The organism is Pseudomonas mangiferae (assembly GCF_007109405.1).
Classification (GTDB): domain Bacteria; phylum Pseudomonadota; class Gammaproteobacteria; order Pseudomonadales; family Pseudomonadaceae; genus Pseudomonas_T; species Pseudomonas_T mangiferae.
In genome coordinates, this window is sequence record NZ_VJOY01000002.1 from 204,281 (window position 1) to 223,829 (window position 19,549).

Consider the following 19,549-nt stretch of genomic DNA (forward strand, 5'->3'; position numbering starts at 1 on the left):
GCGATCCAGGCCCAAGGCCGCACATGGATGCGCGACTGCCGATCGGACGGGTTGGGGTTCGGTTCTTGTGGTGTCGTGACGCGGACCGCTAGGCCAGGAGCCGTGACGGACCGGGGGGCGTGACGGGCGAACCGGCGCCGGCGAGGGGCCGCGAAAGGTTCGGGTAGAGGCGGTATCTGGCTGATCGCACGGTTGCTTCCCTTCATGCTGTGGACGGATGGATCGCATCGCGTCCGGTTCTGCGCCGCCACCGGGCTTGTGGCCCGGCGCGAAACGCGGGTACGGGTCGCCGCAGATCGCGCCGGACGGATCGCGTCCGGCGCATCTGGGCGGGTGGTTCAGTGGTGGGTGGTTACTTCCCGACGCTCACGCCGTAGAAGGAATTGAGGGCGAACGGGCTGATCTTGAAGTCCTGCACGTTCTTGCGCATCGGCTGGTAGACGGTGGAGTGGGCGATCGGGGTGATCGGCACTTCGCGCTTGATGATCTGTTGGGCCTGCTTGTACAGCTCGGTGCGCTGGGCCTGGTCGGTGGTGCGCTTGGCCGACTTGATCAGCTTGTCGTAGGGGGCGTCGCACCACTTGGAGAAGTTGTTGCCGTTGATGGCATCGCAGCCGTACAGAGTGCCCAGCCAGTTGTCCGGGTCACCGTTGTCGCCGCTCCAGCCGATCAGCATGGCGTCATGCTCGCCGGCCTTGGAGCGCTTGATGTACTCGCCCCACTCGTAGCTGACGATCTTCGCCTTGATGCCCACCTTGGCCCAGTCGGACTGGATCATCTCGGCCATCAGCTTGGCGTTGGGGTTGTACGGGCGCTGCACCGGCATGGCCCACAGGGTGATCTCGGTGCCTTCGGCGATGCCGGCGGCCTTGAGCAGCTCCTTGGCCTTCTCCGGGTCGTAGGCGGTGCCCTTGATGGTGTCGTCGTAGGACCACTGGGTCGGCGGCATGGCGTTCACCGCCAGCTGGCCGGCGCCCTGGTAGACCGCCTTGATGATGGCTTCCTTGTTCACCGCCATGTCCAGGGCCTCGCGCACGTCGCGCTTGTCCAGAGGCTTGTGGGTGACGTTGTAGGCCAGGTAGCCCAGGTTGAAGCCGGCCTGGGACGGCATGCTCAGGTTGGCGTCGTTCTTCAGGGAATCCAGGTCGGCCGGGCGGGGGAAGAGGGTGACCTGGCATTCGCCGGCCTTGAGCTTCTGCATGCGCACCGAGGCATCGGCGTTGATGGAGAAGATCAGGTTGTCGACCTTCACGTCCTCCGGCTTCCAGTAGTCCTTGTTGCCCTTGAAGCGGATCTGGGCGTCCTTCTGGTAGCGGCTGAACACGAACGGGCCGGTGCCGATGGGCTTCTGGTTGATCTCCTGGGGCTTGCCCTTCTTCAGCAGCGCGTCGGCGTACTCGGCGGACTGGATGGAGGCGAAGCTCATGGCCAGGTTCTGGATGAACGCGGCGTCCACTTCGTTGAGCACGAAGCGCACGGTGTGGTCGTCGACCTTCTCCACCTTGGCGATGTTGCTGTCCATGCTCATGTCGGTGAAGTAGGGGAATTCGGTGGGGTACGCCTTGCGGAACGGGTGTTCCTTGTCGAGCATGCGCTGGAAGGTGAACAGCACGTCGTCGGCGTTGAAGTCCCGGGTCGGCTTGAAGTAGTCCGTGGTGTGGAACTTCACGCCTTCGCGCAGGTGGAAGGTGTAGGTGAGGCCGTCTTCGGAGACATCCCAGGTGGTAGCCAGGCCGGGGATCACCTGGGTGCCGCCGCGCTCGAACTGGGTCAATCGGTTGAAGAGGGTTTCCGCCGAGGCATCGAAGTCGGTTCCGGTGGTGTATTGGCCGGGATCGAAGCCGGCGGGGCTGCCTTCGGAACAGTAGACCAGATTGCCAGCGGCGTGGGTAAGGGGTGCGCTGGCGATCAGCCCTGCGGTCAGCAGGGCCTGGATGACGGCGTTTTTACGCATGTGAGCCTCAGGTATTTTTGTGGTTGTCATCTTGAGGGGCCCCCTCGTGGGGGTGCCTTGCGTGAAACTATGCATGCGATATGCCCTGTGCAAGCGCTAAGCGATGCTGTGCCGGGTCGCTGTGGCTAACTTGTACGGACGTGTCGCATTTATGAAAAAGTGTTTCGGGAAGGTGGCGAAGCGCCGCCATGACTGCCCACGGCGGCGCACCGGATCAGGGCATCTGCACCTCGATGATCCCCTCGGCATTCACCGTCACTTCGCTGGTACCGGCTTCGATTTCCGGCGAAGGTGCGGCATCCATGGCGCCCATGGACTTCATCGCCGCCATGCGCATGCGCGGCATGGGCTCGAAGCCGCTGGCGTTGAGGTTCAGGCTCACCAGCTTGTAGCCGTTGCCGCCCAGGGCCTCGGTGGCCAGTTGCGCCCTTGCCTTGAAGGCGTTCACCGCGTCCTTCATCAGCCCGTCCTCGTTCTGCTTGCGGGTGGCGTCGGCGATGTCGAAGTTCATCCCGCCCATCTTCAACTGCTGCAGCAGTTCCGCGGTGAGTTTCGCCAGGGCGGCGAAATCGGCGCTCTCCAGGCGGATGTCGGCACGTTCGCGCCAGCCGGTGATGTGCTGGCCCTTGTCGTCGTAGACCGGGTAGCTGTTGCGGCTGCCCTGGGTGATCTTCACCCCCTGGACCTTGCGCGCGCGTTCGATGGCGGCGTTGAGGCCGGTGGTGACGCGCTCGGCCAGCTTGGCCGGGTCGCTGTCCTGTTCTTCGCTGTAGAGGGTGACGTTCATCAAGTCCCGCGGCACGTCCTGGCTGACCCGCGCGCTCAGCGCGACCTGGTTGTAGCGGGGCTCGTCGGCCTGGGCGTGGAGGCTGGCCACGGAGGCGGCGAGCAGGGTGGCGGTGGCGGCGAAGCGGATCGAGGCAAGCATGGCGACTCCTTGTGGGATCGAGCGAACGGGCGCGCCGGCCCGGTGACGCTGCTATTGACCCGGCCGGGCCGCCCCTGTTCAGCCGCGCACCCCGCGGCGTGCGGCGAGTTGCCGCAGCGCAGCAGGCGCTGGCGGCCACTGGTTATACTCGCCGGGCGCTGAGAGGGCATCCCGGAGTCTTATGCACACACCCGTCCAATTGCTGTCGGCGAGCCGGCAGAACCTGTGGCGCCTGACCCTGATCCGTGTGCTGGTGCTGGCCGCCCAGGCCGGCTCCGTGGGCATCGCCTACCGTGCCGACCTGCTGCCGCTGCCGTGGCTGCAACTGGGCATCACCCTGGGAGTGTCGGCGGTGGTCTGCCTGGTCACCGCGCTGCGCCTGCGCGGCCCCTGGCCGGTCACCGAGCTGGAATACGCCGGGCAACTGGCCTGCGACCTGATTATCCACAGCGTCCTGCTCTACTATTCCGGCGGCTCCACCAACCCCTTCGTCTCCTACTACCTGGTGCCCCTGACCATCGCTGCGGCGACCCTGCCGTGGTTCTACTCGATGATGCTCTCGGGGCTGGCCCTGGCCGCCTACACCGGGCTGCTGGTCTGGTACCACCCCCTGGAAATGCACACCCGGCCCCGGGAGACGATGCTGATCTACGGCATGTGGCTGAGCTTCGCCATGGCTGCCGCGCTGATCACCTTCTTCGCCGCGAAGATGGCCGAGGAACTGCGCCGCCAGGAACAGCTGCGCGCCCAGCGTCGCGAGGAAGACATGCGCGACCAGCAGTTGCTGGCCGTGGCCACCCAGGCCGCCGGCGCCGCCCATGAGCTGGGTACGCCTCTGGCCACCATGAGCGTGCTGCTCAAGGAATTGCGTCAGGAGCACCGCGACACCCCGGCACTGCAGGACGACCTGGCGCTGCTGCAGGAGCAGGTCAAGCTGTGCAAGGACACCCTGCAGCAGCTGGTGCGTGCCGCCGAGGCCGACCGGCGCCAGGCGGTGGCGGAGCAGACCGCGGTGGAGTGGCTGGAAACCACCCTCAACCGCTGGCACCTGATGCGCCCCGAGGCCACCTACCGCTACCAGTGCCTGGGCCGCGGCACCCCGCCGCGGCTGATGCCGCCGGCGGACCTCACCCAGGCCCTGCTGAACCTGCTCAACAACGCGGCCGACGCCTGCCCCGACGAGCTGGACATCCGCCTCGACTGGGACCCCCAGTGGCTGGTGCTGAGCATCCGCGACCACGGTGCTGGGGTGCCCCTGGCCATCGCCGAGCAACTGGGCCGGCCGTTCTTCACCACCAAGGGCAAGGGCTTCGGCCTCGGCCTGTTCCTCAGCCAGGCCAGCGTCACCCGTGCCGGTGGCACAGTTAAGCTGTATAACCACGAAGAGGGCGGCACGCTCACCGAGCTGCGCCTGCCGAGAGCCTACGGTGTCCGCTGAGGCCGCCGGGGCATCCGCCCTGCAAGGAGTCGATATGAGCGAAGAGTCGCTGTTCGAAGGCGAAGAGCATCCCCACCTGCTGCTGGTGGATGACGACGCCACGTTCACCCGGGTGATGGCCCGCGCCATGAGTCGTCGCGGCCTGCGGGTGTCGGTCGCCGGATCGGCGGACGAAGGCCTGCGCCTGGCCCGGGACGACCTGCCGGACTACGCCGTGGTGGACCTGAAGATGGACGGCGACTCCGGCCTGGTGCTGCTGCCCAAGCTGCTGGAGCTGGACGCGGAGATGCGGGTGGTGATCCTCACTGGCTACTCCAGCATTGCCACAGCCGTTGAGGCCATCAAGCGCGGCGCCTGCAATTACCTGTGCAAGCCGGCGGACGCCGACGACGTGCTCACCGCACTGCTCTCCGAGCATGCCGACCTGGACAGCCTGGTGCCGGAGAACCCCATGTCGGTGGATCGCCTGCAGTGGGAGCACATCCAGCGGGTGCTGGCCGAGCACGACGGCAACATCTCCGCCACCGCCCGGGCCCTGGGCATGCACCGCCGTACCCTGCAGCGCAAGCTGCAGAAGCGGCCGGTACGGCGCTGAGGCCATGCAGGCCGCCCCGCGCTTCCTCCAGCTCGGCCCGGTCAACGACCGCTTCGATGCGCGCCTGGCACAGAGCCATGGCGGGGTGCCGTTGTGGCGCCAGCCGGACCCGGCGGCCTGGCTACGGGCCCACGGCGCCGCGGTCGAGGTGCTGGTCACCTCGTCCCGCCATGGCTGCGACCAGGCACTGCTGGACGCGCTGCCCGGCCTGCGGGCGATCTGCAGCTTTGGCGTGGGCTACGACGCCATCGACGTGGACGCGGCCCGGCGCCGCGGCATCGTCATCAGCAACACCCCCGACGTGCTCAACGACTGCGTGGCCGACCTGGCCCTGGGGCTAATCCTCGACTGCGCCCGGCGCATGAGCGCGAGCGACCGTTTCGTCCGCGCCGGCGGCTGGCTGTCCGGCAGCTTTCCCCTGGGGCGGCAGGTCAGCGGCAAGCGCCTGGGCATCGTCGGCCTGGGCCGCATCGGCCGGGCCGTGGCGCACCGCGCCCTGGGCTTCGCCATGGCCGTGCAATACCACAACGCGCGGCCGGCGCCGGAAGCGGCGTTCCGCTACGAGCCGTCCCTGCTGGAGCTGGCCCGCTGGGCCGACTTCCTGGTGCTGACCTGCCCCGGCGGGCCGCGCACCCACCACCTGGTATCCGCCGAGGTGCTGGATGCCCTGGGCCCCGAGGGCATCCTGATCAACATCGCCCGGGGCTCAGTGGTGGACGAAGCGGCCCTGGTCCGTGCCCTCGAGGAAGGCCGCCTGGGCGGTGCCGGGCTGGACGTGTATGCCGACGAGCCGAACGTACCGGACGCCCTGCGGACCCGGGACGACGTGGTGCTGCTGCCCCACATCGGCAGCGGCACGCTGGAGACCCGCCTGGCCATGGAGAACCTGGTGTTCGACAACCTGGCGGCGTTCCTGGGCCGTGGCCGCCTGCTGACGCCGGTCTGATCCTCGCCTGCATCCCTTTTCGCCGCCGCTCCCGCTGAACGCCGGGCTTCCCTGCGGCGGGCCCGACGTGGTTATGATTAGCTCCCTACCCATTTAGCAGTCGGGCCGGCATGTTTCCTCTGTTCCTGCAAAGCCTGGACATCACCGCGCCGGTGTTCGCCATGCTGTTCCTCGGCGTGGCCCTCAAGCGCGTCGGCTGGATCGATACGGCCTTCATCAACACCGCCTCGGCCCTGGTGTTCAACGCTACCATGCCGGTGATGCTGTTCCTCGGCATCGTCCACGCCGACCTCACGGCCGCCCTGCAGCCGGCAGTGCTGGGCTATTTCGTCTGCGCCACCGTGGCGGGGTTCCTGCTGGCCTGGGGCTGGGCCTGCTGGCGCTGCCCCCACGCCGACCGCGGCGTCTACACCCAGGGCTCGTTCCGCGGCAACAACGGCATCGTCGGCCTGGCCCTGGCCACCAGCATGTACGGCGACTACGGGCTGTCCCTGGGCGGCATCCTCGCCGGGGTGGTGATCCTCGCCTACAACACACTGTCCGCCATTGTCCTGGCCCTCTATAGCCCGACGGTGAAGTCCGACGCCTGGAGCATCTCCAAGAGCATCCTGAAGAACCCGCTGATCATCGGCGTCGTCAGCGCGATCCCCTTCGCCTACTGGAAGATCCACCTGCCCGCCTGGCTCAACACCTCGGGGGAGTACTTCGCCCAGATGAGCCTGCCCCTGGCGCTGATCTGCATCGGCGGCACCCTGTCCCTGGCGTCGCTGCGGGAAAGCAGCGGCCTGGCCATCAGCGCCAGCCTGATGAAAATGGTCTGGCTGCCGGCGCTGGCGACCTTCGGCGCCTGGCTGTGGGGGTTCCGCAACGCGGAACTGGCGATCCTCTTCCTCTACTTCGGCAGCCCCACCGCCGCCGCCAGCTTCGTCATGGCGCGAGCCGCGGGCGGCAACCACCAACTGGCGGCCACCATCATCGTGCTGACCACCCTGGCGGCGGTGGTCACCACCAACGTCGGGCTGTTCGTGCTGAAGTGGAGTGGGGTGATCTGACGCCACGGGCGGGCGCGGGGACGGGGCGGTGCGCGGAGAGGGCACGCGCCCGCCGCCCTCGTGGACGGCGGACGCGACCCGGGATCAGCCTTCCAGCTTCTTCTTCAGCAACTGGTTGACCTGGCCGGGGTTGGCCTTGCCTTTCGAGGCCTTCATCGCCTGGCCGACGAAGAAGCCGAACATCTTGCCGCGCTTGGCCTCGTCGGCGGCGCGGTACTGGTCCACCTGCTCGGCGTTGGCCGCCAGCACCTCGTCCAGCATCGCCTCGATGGCACCGGCGTCGGTGACCTGCTTGAGGCCTTTCTTCTCGATGATCTCGTCGGCGCTGGCGCCTTCGCCGGCGGCCAGGGCCTCGAAGACCATCTTGGCGATCTTGCCGGAGATGGTGTCGTCCTTGATCCGCAGGATCATCCCGCCCAGCTGCCCGGCGCTGACCGGCGACTGCTCGATCTCCAGGCCTTCGCGGTTGAGCAGGCTGGACAGCTCCACCATCACCCAGTTGGCGGCCAGCTTGGCGTCGCCGCAGGCCTGCTGGACCTGCTCGAAGTAGTCGGCCATCTCGCGGCTGGCGGAGAGCACGCTGGCGTCGTAGGCGGACAGGCCGAACTGCGACTGGAAGCGCTCGCGCTTCTCCGTGGGCAGTTCCGGCAGGCTGGCGCGCACGGTGTCCAGGAAGGCGTCTTCGATGACCACCGGCAGCAGGTCGGGGCAGGGGAAGTAACGGTAGTCGTTGGCTTCCTCCTTGCTGCGCATGGAACGGGTCTCGTCCTTGTTGGGGTCGTACAGGCGGGTCTCCTGGACTACCTTGCCGCCGTCCTCGATGAGTTCGATCTGGCGCTGGACTTCGTGGTTGATGGCCTTCTCGATGAAGCGGAAGGAGTTGACGTTCTTGATCTCGGCACGGGTGCCGAAGGCTTCCTGGCCCTTGGGCCGTACCGAGACGTTGCAGTCGCAGCGCAGGGAGCCTTCGGCCATGTTGCCGTCGCAGATGCCCAGGTAGCGCACCAGGGCGTGGATCGCCTTGACGTAGGCCACGGCCTCCTTGGCGCTGCGGATGTCCGGCTCGGAGACGATCTCCAGCAGCGGCGTGCCGGCGCGGTTGAGGTCGATGCCGCTCATGCCCTGGAAGTCCTCGTGCAGGCTCTTGCCGGCGTCTTCCTCCAGGTGCGCGCGGGTGATGCCGATGCGCTTGACCGTACCGTCGTCCAGGGTGATGTCCAGGAAGCCCTTGCCCACCACCGGGTGGTCCATCTGGCTGGTCTGGTAGCCCTTGGGCAGGTCGGGGTAGAAGTAGTTCTTGCGGGCGAAGACGTTGCGCCGGCCGATCTCGGCCTCGATGGCCAGGCCGAACGTGACCGCCATGCGCACCGCTTCCTCGTTGAGCACCGGCAGCACCCCGGGCATGCCCAGGTCCACCAGGCTGGCCTGGGTGTTGGGTTCGGCGCCGAAGGTGGTAGCGCTGGCGGAGAAAATCTTCGAGCGGGTGGCGAGCTGGGCGTGGATTTCCAGCCCGATCACGGTTTCCCATTGCATGTGCGTGTCCTCCGAGCCCGCTCGATCCGCCCTGTATGCCCAGGCGGCGTCGACGACAGGCTCAATGCTCGTGTGCTGCGCGTGAGCCGCGCTTTTCGCCCGCCTCGATCCGGCCCGGAAAGTGCCCGGCCGGATCGCCGGCAGGCGCTCAGAATCCGGCCGGGGTGCGGGTGTGCCAGTCGCTGACCTGCTGGTACTGGTGCGCGACGTTGAGCAGGCGGCCTTCCTGGAAATAAGGCGCCAGCAATTGCACGCCCACCGGCAGCCCGTCGACGAACCCGGCGGGCATGGACAGCCCGGGGATGCCGGCGAGGTTGGCGGTGATGGTGTAGATGTCTTCCAGGTACGCCGACACCGGGTCGCCGCCTTTCTCGCCCAGCTTCCAGGCGGGGTTCGGCGTGGTCGGGCCGAGGATCACGTCCACCGCGTCGAAGGCCGCGACGAAGTCGTTCTTGATCAGCCGGCGGATCTTCTGCGCCTTCAGGTAGTAGGCGTCGTAGTAGCCGGCGGACAGGGCATAGGTGCCCACCATGATGCGCCGCTTCACTTCCTCGCCGAAGCCTTCGGCGCGGGAGCGCTTGTACAGGTCGGTAAGGTCCTTGGGGTCTTCGCAGCGGTAGCCAAAGCGCACGCCATCGAAGCGCGACAGGTTGGAGCTGGCCTCGGCCGGGGCGATCACGTAGTAGGCGGGGATCGCATGCTGCAGGTTCGGCAGGCTGACGTCCCTGACCGTGGCACCGAGCGCCTTCAGGGCGTCTACCACCGCCATCACCGCGTCGGCGATGCGCGCGTCCAGGCCGGCGCCGAAGTACTCCTTCGGCAGGCCGATGCGCAGGCCCGCGAGGGGCTTGTCCAGGGCGGCCAGGTAGTCGTCCACCGGCTGGTCGACGCTGGTGGAGTCCTTGGGATCGAAGCCCGCCATGGCGCCCAGCAGCAGGGCGCAGTCCTCGGCGGTGCGGGCCAGCGGGCCGCCCTGATCGAGGCTGGAGGCGTAGGCGATCATGCCCCAGCGCGAGACGCGGCCGTAGGTGGGCTTGATCCCGGTGAGGTTGGTCAGCGCGGCTGGCTGGCGGATCGAGCCGCCGGTGTCGGTGCCGGTGGCGGCCGGCAGCAGGCGCGCGGCCACCGCGGCGGCGCTGCCGCCCGACGAGCCGCCGGGCACCCGTTCCAGGTCCCAGGGGTTCTTCACCGCGCCGTAGTGGCTGGACTCGTTGGCCGAGCCCATGGCGAACTCGTCCATGTTCAGCTTGCCCAGGGTGACGGTGCCGGCGGCCTTGAGCTTCGCCACCACGGTGGCGTCGTAGGGCGCCTTGAAGTTGTGGAGGATCTTCGAGGCGCAGGTGGTCAGCACACCGTCGGTGCAGAACAGGTCCTTGTGGCCGATGGGCGCGCCCAGCAGCGCGCCGGTCTCGCCGGCGGCGCGACGGGCGTCGGCGTCACGGGCCGCAGCCAGGGCCTGCTCGTCGGTCACGGTGATGAAGCTGTTGAGCTGCGGGTCGAGCTGGCGGATGCGCGCCAGCAGCGCGCCGGTGAGTTCTTCCGAGGAAAACGTCTTGGCGGCGAGGCCGCGGGCGATCTCGGCCAGGGTCAGTCGGTGCATGGGAAACCCTTTCCTTTATTCGATTACTTTCGGCACGAGGTAGAGGCCGTTTTCCACGGCCGGCGCGATGGCCTGGTAGTCGTCGCGGTGGTTCGCTTCGGTGACGGCGTCGGGGCGCAGGCGCTGGGTGGCTTCCAGGGGATGGGCGAGAGGCTCGATGCCGTCGGTGTCCACCGCCTGCATGGCGTCGACCAGGCCGAGGATGCTGTTGAGGGTGTCGGTGGTGCGCGGAATCTCGGCTTCATTCAGGCCCAGGCGGGCCAGATGGGCGATCTTCTCCACGTCGGAGCGTTCAAGCGCCATCGGGGTTCTCCTGCGGATAGCGGCGGCATGACCGGAGCGTGCGGCGACCGGCTCGCGCGTCGGCGGCCGGGGCGGTCATGGCCGCGATGGAAGGCCTGCGAGGGGCCCGGAAAAAACCGGCAATTTAGCACGTCGGCCGGTCCCCTCGGTAGATGGCCACGGGCCACGTCCGCCGGGGTGCCCGGGTGGCCGGCGCCCCAGGCGTGGCGCGGTCGGGGGCAGCCTGCGGCGATCGGGCGCCATCCACCGGGAAAGCCGCCCTTCGCCTTGCCCAAAGGGAGCGTCGTTGTTAGAGTTTGCCGCACTTTTTACCCAGCGTTTTTCCCCACGCTCTGTCTAGGGTTTTTTCCCCATGTTCAAAAAACTGCGTGGCATGTTCTCCAGCGATCTGTCGATCGACCTGGGTACGGCCAACACCCTGATTTATGTGCGCGAGCGCGGCATTGTGCTGAACGAGCCGTCCGTGGTCGCCATCCGGACCCACGGCACGCAGAAAAGCGTCGTCGCGGTGGGCACCGAAGCCAAACGCATGCTCGGCCGTACCCCTGGCAACATCGCCGCGATCCGCCCCATGAAGGACGGCGTGATCGCCGACTTCAGCGTCTGCGAGAAGATGCTGCAGTACTTCATCAACAAGGTTCACGAGAACAGCTTCCTGCAGCCCAGCCCCCGCGTGCTGATCTGCGTCCCCTGCAAGTCGACCCAGGTCGAGCGTCGCGCCATCCGTGAATCGGCCCTGGGCGCCGGCGCCCGCGAAGTGTTCCTCATCGAAGAGCCCATGGCCGCCGCCATCGGCGCCGGCCTGCCGGTGGAAGAGGCCCGCGGCTCCATGGTCGTCGACATCGGCGGCGGCACCACCGAGATCGCCCTGATCTCCCTCAACGGCGTGGTTTACGCCGAATCCGTGCGGGTCGGCGGCGACCGCTTCGACGAAGCCATCGTCACCTACGTGCGCCGCAACTACGGCAGCCTGATCGGCGAATCCACCGCCGAGCGCATCAAGCAGGAGATCGGTACCGCCTTCCCGGGCGCCGAGATCCGCGAGATCGACGTGCGCGGTCGCAACCTGGCGGAAGGCGTGCCGCGCAGCTTCACCCTGAACTCCAACGAAGTCCTCGAAGCGCTGCAGGAATCCCTGGCCACCATCGTCCAGGCGGTGAAGAGCGCCCTGGAGCAATCCCCGCCGGAACTGGCCTCGGACATCGCCGAGCGCGGCCTGGTGCTGACCGGTGGCGGCGCGCTGCTGCGCGACCTGGACAAGCTGCTGTCCCAGGAGACCGGCCTGCCGGTGATCGTCGCCGAGGACCCGCTGACCTGCGTGGCTCGCGGCGGTGGCCGGGCGCTGGAAATGATGGACCGTCACGCGATGGACCTGTTGTCGACGGAATAAGAGCCGCTTACGCTCGGGACGGCTGACAGACAGCGCGCGGACCGGCGTCCGCGCGCTGTCCGGGTATCCCGTTCCGCCGCCGCGAGGAACACGCCATCAAACCGCTATTCGCCAAGGGTCCTTCGCTCAGCGTCCGCATGCTGGTGCTGACCGTCCTGTCAGTCGTGCTGATGGTGGTGGATGCGCGCTTCGACACCCTGAAGCCGATGCGCAGCCAGATGGGCCTGGTGCTCACGCCGTTCTACTGGCTGGCGGACCTGCCCGTGCGCGCCTGGGAAGGCATCAGCGACCAGTTCAACAGCCGCAGCGTGCTGATCGCCGAGAACGAGAAGCTCAAGGCCGAGTCCCTGCTGCTGCAGCGCCGCCTGCAGAAGCTGGCCACCCTTACTGAACAGAACGTACGCCTGCGGGAGCTGCTCAATTCCTCTGCCCTGGTGGACGAGAAGGTACTGGTGGGCGAGCTGATCGGCGTCGACCCCAACCCCTTCACCCACCGCATCCTCATCGACAAGGGGGGCAAGGACGGCGTGTTCCTCGGCCAGCCGGTACTGGATGCCCGCGGCCTGATGGGCCAGGTGGTGGAGGTCATGCCCTACACCTCGCGGGTGCTGCTGCTCACCGACACCACCCACAGCATCCCGGTGCAGGTCAACCGCAACGGCCTGCGCGCCATCGCCAGCGGTACCGGCAACCCGGAGCGCCTGGAACTGCGCCACGTGGCCGACACCGCGGACATCAAGGAGGGCGACCTGCTGGTGAGTTCCGGCCTCGGCCAGCGCTTCCCTGCCGGTTATCCGGTGGCCACGGTCAAGGAAGTCATCCACGACTCCGGCCAGCCGTTCGCCATCGTCCGCGCCGTGCCCACCGCCGCCCTGAACCGCAGCCGCTACCTGCTGCTTGTGTTCAGCGACAACCGCTCCCCCGAGCAGCGCGCCAACGATGCCGCCCAGGCCCAGGAAGAAGCCGACCGCAAGGCCGCCGGCCAGCAGGCGACTCCGGCCGAGTCATCGACCGCCCCGGCCAGCGGCACCCCCGCTGCCGCCGCGCCGGGAGCAGGGGCATCCGGTACCGGAACGCCGGCCACTGGCGCGGCAACCTCGGTGCCGGCGGCCAAGCCTGGCGCGGCGCCGGCCCCCGGAGCGTCGGCCGCCAAGCCTACAGCCAGCACGCCGGCCACCGGAGTGCCGGCCACCGGAATGCCGGCCACCGGAACGCCGGCCAAACCGGGCGCTCCCAAACCCGCGGCGACTCCGTCGTCCAAGCCCCCGAGGGACCACTGATGGTCGGTCTGCGTCCGCGCAACGGCTGGGTGATCTGGTTCACCCTGGTGCTGGCGCTGCTGCTCAGCGTGGCGCCCCTGCCGAGCTTCATGGAGATCGGCCGCCCGCTGTGGCCGGCGCTGTTCCTCGCCTACTGGGTGCTGGCGCTGCCCCACCGCATCGGCATGACCGGCGCCTGGCTGCTGGGCCTGGCCGAGGACGTGCTGTACGGCTCGCTGCTGGGGCAGAACGCCCTGGTGCTGACCCTCATCACCTTCCTGGTGCTGGCCCTGCACCAGCGGCTGCGACTGTTCCCCATCTGGCAGCAATGCCTGGTGCTGATGGTGGTATTCGGCATCGCCCAACTGGTGCAGCTGTGGCTCAACGCCCTCACCGGCAACCGCCCGCCGACCCTGGTATTCCTGCTACCGGCGCTGATCAGCGCCTTGCTCTGGCCGTGGATCTTCGCGGTACTGCGCAGCCTGCGGCTGCGCCTGAACGTCAACTGAGCGGGCGCGGCGCAGGCCGCGGCCCGTCACCTCGACAGGGAGATGTCCCCATGGCCACGCTCTACCTGGCCTCCGCCTCACCGCGCCGGCGCGAATTGCTGGCGCAGATCGCCGTCCCCTGCACCGTGATCGCCGCGGCGATCGACGAAACGCCCCTGACCGACGAAGCGCCCGCTGCCTACGTGGAACGCCTCGCCCGGGGCAAGGCCCTGGCTGGTCGCGCCACTCTCGGCGCGGCCGATGGCTGCGTGCTGGGCGCCGACACCGCGGTGGTGCTGGATGGCCGCATCCTCGGCAAGCCCCGCGACCGCGCCGACGGGTTGGCCATGCTGCAGGCGCTGTCCGGGCGCACCCACGATGTGCTTACCGCCGTCGCCGTGGCCGGCGAAGGCCGCTGCGTGGCGCGGGTGGTCCGCAGCCGGGTGAGCTTCCGCGCCTTGCGCCCGGGGGAGGCCGAGGCCTACTGGGACACCGGCGAGCCGCGGGACAAGGCGGGTGGCTATGGCATCCAGGGGCTTGCCGCGGTCTTCGTCCTGGGCCTGGAAGGCAGCTACTCCGCGGTGGTCGGCCTGCCGTTGTGCGAAACGGCGGAACTGCTGGCAGACTTCGGTATCCGTTGTTGGGGTCCGACCAGCGCCTGATCCCCTCGCGCCTCCCCCAGCCGTTCCAGGGAATCCCCATGAGCGAAGAAATCCTGATCAACATCACGCCGATGGAGTCCCGTGTGGCGGTGGTGGAAAACGGTGTCCTGCAGGAGGTGCACGTCGAGCGTACCCAGCGCCGCGGCATCGTCGGCAACATCTACAAGGGCAAGGTGGTGCGGGTGCTGCCGGGGATGCAGGCGGCGTTCGTCGACATCGGCCTGGAGCGGGCGGCGTTCATTCACGCCTCGGAGATTTCTAGCCGCGAAGGCAGCGCCGTGGAGAGCATCAGCGCCCTGGTGCACGAAGGGCAGGCCCTGGTGGTGCAGGTGACCAAGGACCCCATCGGCAGCAAGGGCGCGCGGCTGACCACCCAGCTGTCGATTCCCTCCCGCTACCTGGTGTACATGCCGCGCACCAGCCACGTGGGGATTTCCCTGAAGATCGAGGACGAGGCCGAGCGCGAGCGCCTCAAGCAGGTGGTGGCCGACTGCATCGGCGCCGAGGGCATCGAGGAGGCCGGCGGCTTCATCCTGCGCACCGCCGCCGATGGCGCCCGGTCCGAGGACATCCTCGCCGACATCCGCTACCTGCGCCGCCTGTGGGACCAGATCGCCGCGCAGATGCAGACCGCCGGGGCGCCCTCGGTGATCTACGAGGACCTGGTGCTGGCCCTGCGCACCCTGCGCGACCTGGTGCACTCGCGGATCGAGAAAATCCGCATCGATTCCCGGGAAACCTTCCAGAAGGTCGGGCAGTTCGTCGACGAGCTGATGCCGGAAGTGGCCGACCGCCTCGAACACTACCCCGGCGAGCGGCCGATCTTCGACCTCTATGGCGTCGAGGACGAGATCCAGAAGGCCCTGGAGCGCAAGGTGCTGCTCAAGTCCGGTGGCTACCTGATCATCGACCCCACCGAGGCGATGACCACCGTCGACGTCAACACCGGCGCCTTCGTCGGCCACCGCAACCTGGAAGAGACCATCTTCAAGACCAACCTGGAGGCGGCCACCGCCATCGCCCGCCAGCTGCGCCTGCGCAACCTGGGCGGGATCATCATCATCGACTTCATCGACATGGAGGACGAGGAGCACCAGCGCCAGGTGCTGCGCACCCTGGAGAAGCAGCTGGAGCGCGACCACGCCAAGACCAACATCATCGGCATCACCGAGCTGGGCCTGGTGCAGATGACCCGCAAGCGCACCCGCGAGAGCCTCATGCAGAACCTCTGCGAGCCCTGTCCGAGCTGCCAGGGGCGCGGCATGCTGAAGACCGCGGAGACCGTCTGCTACGAGATCTTCCGGGAAATCCTGCGGGAGGCCCGGGCCTACCAGGCGGTGGGCTACATGGTACTGGCGAACCAGAAGGTCATTGATCGCCTGCTGGACGAAGAGTCGGGGAACGTCGCCGATCTGGAGGCGTTCATCGGCAGGACCATCAAGTTCCAGGTGGAGGGCATGTATTCCCAGGAGCAGTATGACGTCGTCCTGCTCTGAGGCCCGCCAGGCGGTCTTCCGCCCGGACAAGAGCCCATGACCCGCGCCGGCCGCCTGGCCCTGGGCGGGGTGCGCCTGAGCGTCGAGCTGGCGGCTCTGGCGCTGATCCTGCTGGCGCTCTATGTCAGCCTCGGCCGCGAGCTGGTGCCCCTGGTGGCCGGCTACCGCGACGACCTGCAGCAGGCCGCCCGCGATGCCCTGGACCAGCCGGTCGCCCTGGGTGAGTTGGAAGGACGCTGGAGCGGCCTGTCCCCCCTGCTGATTGCCCACGACGTGCAGGTGGGGGAGGGCGAGGACAGCGTGCGCCTGGAGCGGGTACGCCTGGTGCCGGCGCTGTGGGACAGCCTGCTGGCGTGGGAGCCGCGCATCGCCTCCCTGGAGCTGGAGGGGCTGCGCCTGCGGCTGCGGGAAAGCGCCGACGGCCGCTGGACCCTGGAAGGCCTGCCGCTCCACGACGACCAGCCGCCTCCGGACCCGGCCCGGGTGCTGCAGGCCCTGCGCAGCGTGGAGCGGGCATCGCTGCTGGACAGCCAGGTGACCCTGCTGCCCCACGACCGCGAGCTCGCTACCCTGACCTACGTCGACCTGACCCTCCACGGGGGCAGCGCCCGCCAGCGCCTCGATGGCCGCCTGACCCTGCCCGATGGTCAGCCCCTGGCGTTCAGCCTGCAGGCCAAGCTCGATCCCTCGGCCTGGAGCGACAGCGAGGCCGCCTTCTACCTGAGCCTGCCCCAGAGCGACTGGGCGCGCTGGCTACCGGCGCGTCTGAGTCGCGACTGGCAGGTGGAGCGGCTGCAGGCGGGCGGCGAGTTCTGGCTCGACTGGAAGGCCGGCGAGGTGCAGCGGGCGGTGGCGCGCCTGCATGCGCCGGACCTGCGCGGCGCCAAGGCCGGCCGGCCGTTGCAGGCGCTGCAGGACGTGGCGGTGACCGCCTACCTGGAGCGGGCCCCGGACGGCTACCAGTTACTGCTGGATTCCCTCGCCGCCAGCCTCGGCGACACCCGCTGGGGACCGGTGCGGGTCGCCCTGCGGGAACAGCGAGAGACGCCCGAGGTACAGGGCGAATGGCAGGTCAGCGCCGACCGCCTGGACCTGCAACCCCTGTTGCCCCTGGTGCTGGCCCTGGCACCCCTGCCGGACGCCGCCGCCCAGGCCCTGTCAGCGCTGTCGCCCCGGGGCGGCCTGCGCAACCTCGACCTGAAATACCGGCCGCAACGGGACGGCGATCAGCGCCTGGCGTTCTCCGCCAACCTGGAGCGGGTCGGCTTCGCCGCCTACCACGGCGCCCCGGCGGCGGAAAACGTCAGTGGCAGCATCACCGGCGACCTGGGCCGCGGCGAACTGCGCCTGGACAGCCAGGACTTCGGCCTGCACCTGAGCGAGCTGTTCCCCGCCCTGTGGCGCTACCGCGAGGCCCACGCGCGTCTGACCTGGCGCCTCGACGAGCAGGCCTTCACCCTTGTCAGCCCCTACCTGCAAGTGGTGGGCGACGAGGGCAAGGTGGCCGGCGACTTCCTGATCCGGCTGATGTTCGACCCAGCCGCCGAAGACTACATGGACCTGCGGGTCGGCCTGCGGGACGGCGATGCGCGCTACACCGAGAAGTACCTGCCCACCGTGTCCGGCGCCCTCAGTCCGGCCCTGGCCGACTGGCTGAAGGGCGCCATCAAGGGCGGGACGGTGGACCAGGGGTTCTTCCAGTACCAGGGCTCGCTGAACAAGGGCGCGCCGGAAACGGCCCGCTCCATCAGCCTGTTCTTCAAGGTGCACGACGCCGAACTGGCCTACCAGCCGGGCTGGCCCGCGCTGCGCGAGGCCCGGGGCGACGTGTTCGTCGAGGACAGCGGCGTGCGGGTGCGGGTACCGGAGGGGCGTATCCTGGACAGCCGCGTGCGGGACGGCCGCGCCGACGTGCCCCTGGCGGGCGCCGGCGCGACGCCCCACCTGCTGCTGGACGCCGGCCTGGACAGCAGCGTCGGCGACGGCCTGAAGATCCTCCGGGAAGCGCCCCTGGGCCTCGCCGAGACGTTCGGTGGCTGGCAGGGGGACGGCGCCCTGGACGGCCGCCTGCGCCTGGACATTCCCCTCGGCGCCGGCCCGCCACCGGGCGTGGTGGTGGACTTCAAGGCGCAGAACGCCCGCCTCGCCCTCAGCACGCCGGACCTGGAGCTCAAGCAGATCAAGGGGGCCTTCCGCTACGACCTGGCCAGCGGCCTGAGTGCCCCGGATATCCGCGCCAAGGTGTTCGGCCGCGACGTGCGCGGCAAGGCCCTGGCCGAGGGCCGCGACGGCCAGGCCAAGACCCGGGTGCTGGCGGAGGGCACGGTGCCGCTGCCGACCCTCACCGCCTGGCTCGGCGTCGACCCGGCGCGGCCGCTGCCGGCGTCCGGCCTGTTGCCCTATCGCCTCGACCTGGTGCTGGGCGCCACCGGCAGCAATGCCTTGCAGGTGGACTCGGATCTCCATGGCATCGCCATCGACCTGCCAGCGCCCTTCGGCAAGCCCACCGACGAACGCCGACCCAGCCAATGGCGGATGACCCTGGACGGCCCCGAGCGGCGTTACGGCCTGGACTACCAGGGCCTCGCCAGCCTGGCCCTGGCGGCGCCGCCCGATCGCCTCGACGGCGCCCGCGGCGAGCTGCGCCTGGGGGGCGAGCCCGCCCGGCTGCCGGCGGACGGGCGCGGTATCTGGCTGCGCGGCCCCCTCAGTGAATTCGACCTGGACGCCTGGCAGGCGGCGCGCCAGCGCTACCTGGGTGCTGCCGCCGGCGGCGACACCGGCGGCAGCGGCCTCGCCAGCGATGGCCAGCCCCTGGCCGGCGTGCAGGTGCAGATCGCCCATTTCAAGGGCTTCGGCCAGGACCTGGACAACCTCGGCATCGACCTCACCCGCGCCCAGGCGGGCTGGCGCCTGGGGGTGGACAGCGCCTTCCTGCAGGGCCGTATCCAGTTGCCCGACGCCCGCAGCACGCCCATCGACGTGGACCTGCAGCACCTGCGCCTGCCCAAGCCCCCCAGCGACGACGCCGCGGCAGACGCCACCCCCGACCCGCTGCAGCACGTCGATCCCCACGACCTGCCACCGCTGAACGTGCGCATCGCCGAGGTGGCCCTGGGCGACGAATCCCTGGGCGCCTGGGCATTCAAGTCGCGGCCCATCGCCAAGGGCGCGCTGTTCAGCGACATCGACCTGCTGCTCAAAGGCATGCACCTGACCGGCAGTGCCGGCTGGGAGGGCAGCCCCGGCGCCACCGCGTCCTGGTATCAGGGGCGGCTGGACGGCAAGAACCTGGCCGACGTGCTGCTGGCCTGGAAATTCGCGCCCTCGGCCACCAGCGAGCGCTTCCGCCTGGACGTGGACGGCCGCTGGCCCGGCTCGCCGGCCTGGGTGAGTCTGAAGCGTTTCTCCGGCTCCCTGGACGCCACCCTGCACAACGGCCGCTTCGTCGAGGTAGAGGGCGGCGCCCAGGCCCTGCGGGTGTTCGGCCTGCTCAATTTCAACTCCATCGGCCGCCGCCTGCGACTGGACTTCTCCGACCTGCTGAACCGGGGCCTGGCCTACGACCGGGTCAAGGGCTTGCTGGTGGGCAGCGAGGGGGTCTACGTGACCCGCTCGCCCATCGTCCTGGAAGGCCCCTCCAGCGGGCTGGAAATGGACGGCACCCTGGACCTGGCCAACGACCGGATCGACGCCAAGCTGCGGGTGAGCCTGCCTATCACCAACAACCTGCCCATCGCTGCGTTGATCGTCGGCGCCCCTGCCATCGGCGGGGCGTTGTTCGTGGTGGACAAGCTGCTGGGCGACAAGGTGGCCCGTTTCGCCAGTGTGCAGTACCGTGTGGAAGGGCCCTGGCAGAGCCCGGAAATCCAGCTGATCAAACCCTTCGACCGGGGCCGCTGAGC

The 19,549-nt window shown here is 68.9% G+C and carries 15 protein-coding genes; 10 read left to right on the forward strand and 5 right to left on the reverse strand.

Going from position 1 to position 19,549, the window contains the following annotated elements:
* Positions 1-352 precede the first annotated feature (352 nt).
* Together FM069_RS03205 and FM069_RS03210 are read right to left on the reverse strand one after the other, a co-directional pair.
* On the reverse strand, positions 353-1,954 hold the full coding sequence (locus FM069_RS03205) for an ABC transporter substrate-binding protein (protein WP_143486837.1): 1,602 nt from the start codon (positions 1,952-1,954) through the stop codon (positions 353-355).
* A 214-nt stretch (positions 1,955-2,168) separates the two neighbouring features.
* Positions 2,169-2,882: an SIMPL domain-containing protein gene (locus FM069_RS03210; RefSeq protein ID WP_143486838.1), complete on the reverse strand. Its 714-nt coding sequence runs from the start codon at positions 2,880-2,882 to the stop codon at positions 2,169-2,171.
* Positions 2,883-3,063: 181 nt separating this feature from the next.
* Between FM069_RS03210 and FM069_RS03215 the strand changes: the two genes are divergently transcribed.
* From FM069_RS03215 to FM069_RS03230, 4 genes are all read left to right on the forward strand, one after another.
* Entirely contained in the window at positions 3,064-4,320 is a 1,257-nt protein-coding gene (locus FM069_RS03215; protein ID WP_143486839.1) for an ATP-binding protein, read from the forward strand.
* A gap of 34 nt (positions 4,321-4,354) precedes the next feature.
* Positions 4,355-4,915: a response regulator transcription factor gene (locus FM069_RS03220; protein ID WP_143486840.1), complete on the forward strand. Its 561-nt coding sequence runs from the start codon at positions 4,355-4,357 to the stop codon at positions 4,913-4,915.
* Positions 4,916-4,919: 4 nt separating this feature from the next.
* Positions 4,920-5,861, forward strand: a complete 942-nt coding sequence (locus FM069_RS03225) for a 2-hydroxyacid dehydrogenase (protein WP_143486841.1) — start codon at positions 4,920-4,922, stop codon at positions 5,859-5,861.
* Positions 5,862-5,971: 110 nt separating this feature from the next.
* On the forward strand, positions 5,972-6,913 hold the full coding sequence (locus FM069_RS03230) for an AEC family transporter (RefSeq protein WP_143486842.1): 942 nt from the start codon (positions 5,972-5,974) through the stop codon (positions 6,911-6,913).
* Between the two features lie 84 nt (positions 6,914-6,997).
* On the opposite strand, the gene gatB is transcribed toward FM069_RS03230, so the two are convergent.
* The 3 genes from gatB to gatC form a co-directional block, all read right to left on the reverse strand.
* Complete coding sequence (gene gatB, locus FM069_RS03235; RefSeq protein ID WP_143486843.1) at positions 6,998-8,446, reverse strand: Asp-tRNA(Asn)/Glu-tRNA(Gln) amidotransferase subunit GatB; 1,449 nt, start codon at positions 8,444-8,446, stop codon at positions 6,998-7,000.
* 148 nt (positions 8,447-8,594) lie between these two features.
* Positions 8,595-10,046 carry an Asp-tRNA(Asn)/Glu-tRNA(Gln) amidotransferase subunit GatA gene (gene gatA, locus FM069_RS03240; RefSeq protein ID WP_143486844.1) on the reverse strand — a complete coding sequence of 484 codons (1,452 nt, stop codon included), beginning with the start codon at positions 10,044-10,046 and terminating at the stop codon, positions 8,595-8,597.
* A 15-nt stretch (positions 10,047-10,061) separates the two neighbouring features.
* On the reverse strand, positions 10,062-10,349 hold the full coding sequence (gene gatC, locus FM069_RS03245) for an Asp-tRNA(Asn)/Glu-tRNA(Gln) amidotransferase subunit GatC (protein WP_143486845.1): 288 nt from the start codon (positions 10,347-10,349) through the stop codon (positions 10,062-10,064).
* A 352-nt stretch (positions 10,350-10,701) separates the two neighbouring features.
* Between gatC and mreB the strand changes: the two genes are divergently transcribed.
* From mreB to FM069_RS03275, 6 genes are all read left to right on the forward strand, one after another.
* On the forward strand, positions 10,702-11,739 hold the full coding sequence (gene mreB, locus FM069_RS03250) for a rod shape-determining protein MreB (RefSeq protein ID WP_143486846.1): 1,038 nt from the start codon (positions 10,702-10,704) through the stop codon (positions 11,737-11,739).
* A 143-nt stretch (positions 11,740-11,882) separates the two neighbouring features.
* A complete protein-coding gene (gene mreC / locus FM069_RS03255; protein WP_233281978.1) occupies positions 11,883-13,019 on the forward strand; it encodes a rod shape-determining protein MreC in 1,137 nt (378 codons plus the stop codon).
* A complete protein-coding gene (mreD, locus tag FM069_RS03260) occupies positions 13,019-13,507 on the forward strand; it encodes a rod shape-determining protein MreD (protein ID WP_143486848.1) in 489 nt (162 codons plus the stop codon). Before mreC ends, mreD begins: the two co-directional genes overlap by 1 nt.
* A 50-nt stretch (positions 13,508-13,557) precedes the next feature.
* Positions 13,558-14,148, forward strand: coding sequence for a Maf family protein (locus FM069_RS03265; protein WP_143486849.1), 591 nt, complete (start codon positions 13,558-13,560; stop codon positions 14,146-14,148).
* A 38-nt stretch (positions 14,149-14,186) separates the two neighbouring features.
* Positions 14,187-15,644: a ribonuclease G gene (rng, locus tag FM069_RS03270; protein WP_143486850.1), complete on the forward strand. Its 1,458-nt coding sequence runs from the start codon at positions 14,187-14,189 to the stop codon at positions 15,642-15,644.
* A gap of 36 nt (positions 15,645-15,680) precedes the next feature.
* Positions 15,681-19,547: a YhdP family protein gene (locus FM069_RS03275; protein WP_143486851.1), complete on the forward strand. Its 3,867-nt coding sequence runs from the start codon at positions 15,681-15,683 to the stop codon at positions 19,545-19,547.
* Positions 19,548-19,549 lie beyond the last annotated feature (2 nt).

Bases quoted from the DNA above. Each gene is read 5' to 3' on its own strand.
- rng (WP_143486850.1), top strand. From the start codon at position 14,187: ATGAGCGAAGAAATCCTGATCAACATCACGCCGATGGAGTCCCGTGTG.
- FM069_RS03210 (WP_143486838.1), bottom strand. From the start codon at position 2,882: ATGCTTGCCTCGATCCGCTTCGCCGCCACCGCCACCCTGCTCGCCGCC.
- gatC (WP_143486845.1), bottom strand. From the start codon at position 10,349: ATGGCGCTTGAACGCTCCGACGTGGAGAAGATCGCCCATCTGGCCCGC.
- FM069_RS03230 (WP_143486842.1), top strand. From the start codon at position 5,972: ATGTTTCCTCTGTTCCTGCAAAGCCTGGACATCACCGCGCCGGTGTTC.
- FM069_RS03205 (WP_143486837.1), bottom strand. From the start codon at position 1,954: ATGCGTAAAAACGCCGTCATCCAGGCCCTGCTGACCGCAGGGCTGATC.
- FM069_RS03275 (WP_143486851.1), top strand. From the start codon at position 15,681: ATGACCCGCGCCGGCCGCCTGGCCCTGGGCGGGGTGCGCCTGAGCGTC.
- FM069_RS03215 (WP_143486839.1), top strand. From the start codon at position 3,064: ATGCACACACCCGTCCAATTGCTGTCGGCGAGCCGGCAGAACCTGTGG.
- mreB (WP_143486846.1), top strand. From the start codon at position 10,702: ATGTTCAAAAAACTGCGTGGCATGTTCTCCAGCGATCTGTCGATCGAC.
- FM069_RS03265 (WP_143486849.1), top strand. From the start codon at position 13,558: ATGGCCACGCTCTACCTGGCCTCCGCCTCACCGCGCCGGCGCGAATTG.
- FM069_RS03225 (WP_143486841.1), top strand. From the start codon at position 4,920: ATGCAGGCCGCCCCGCGCTTCCTCCAGCTCGGCCCGGTCAACGACCGC.
- mreD (WP_143486848.1), top strand. From the start codon at position 13,019: ATGGTCGGTCTGCGTCCGCGCAACGGCTGGGTGATCTGGTTCACCCTG.
- gatA (WP_143486844.1), bottom strand. From the start codon at position 10,046: ATGCACCGACTGACCCTGGCCGAGATCGCCCGCGGCCTCGCCGCCAAG.
- FM069_RS03220 (WP_143486840.1), top strand. From the start codon at position 4,355: ATGAGCGAAGAGTCGCTGTTCGAAGGCGAAGAGCATCCCCACCTGCTG.
- gatB (WP_143486843.1), bottom strand. From the start codon at position 8,446: ATGCAATGGGAAACCGTGATCGGGCTGGAAATCCACGCCCAGCTCGCC.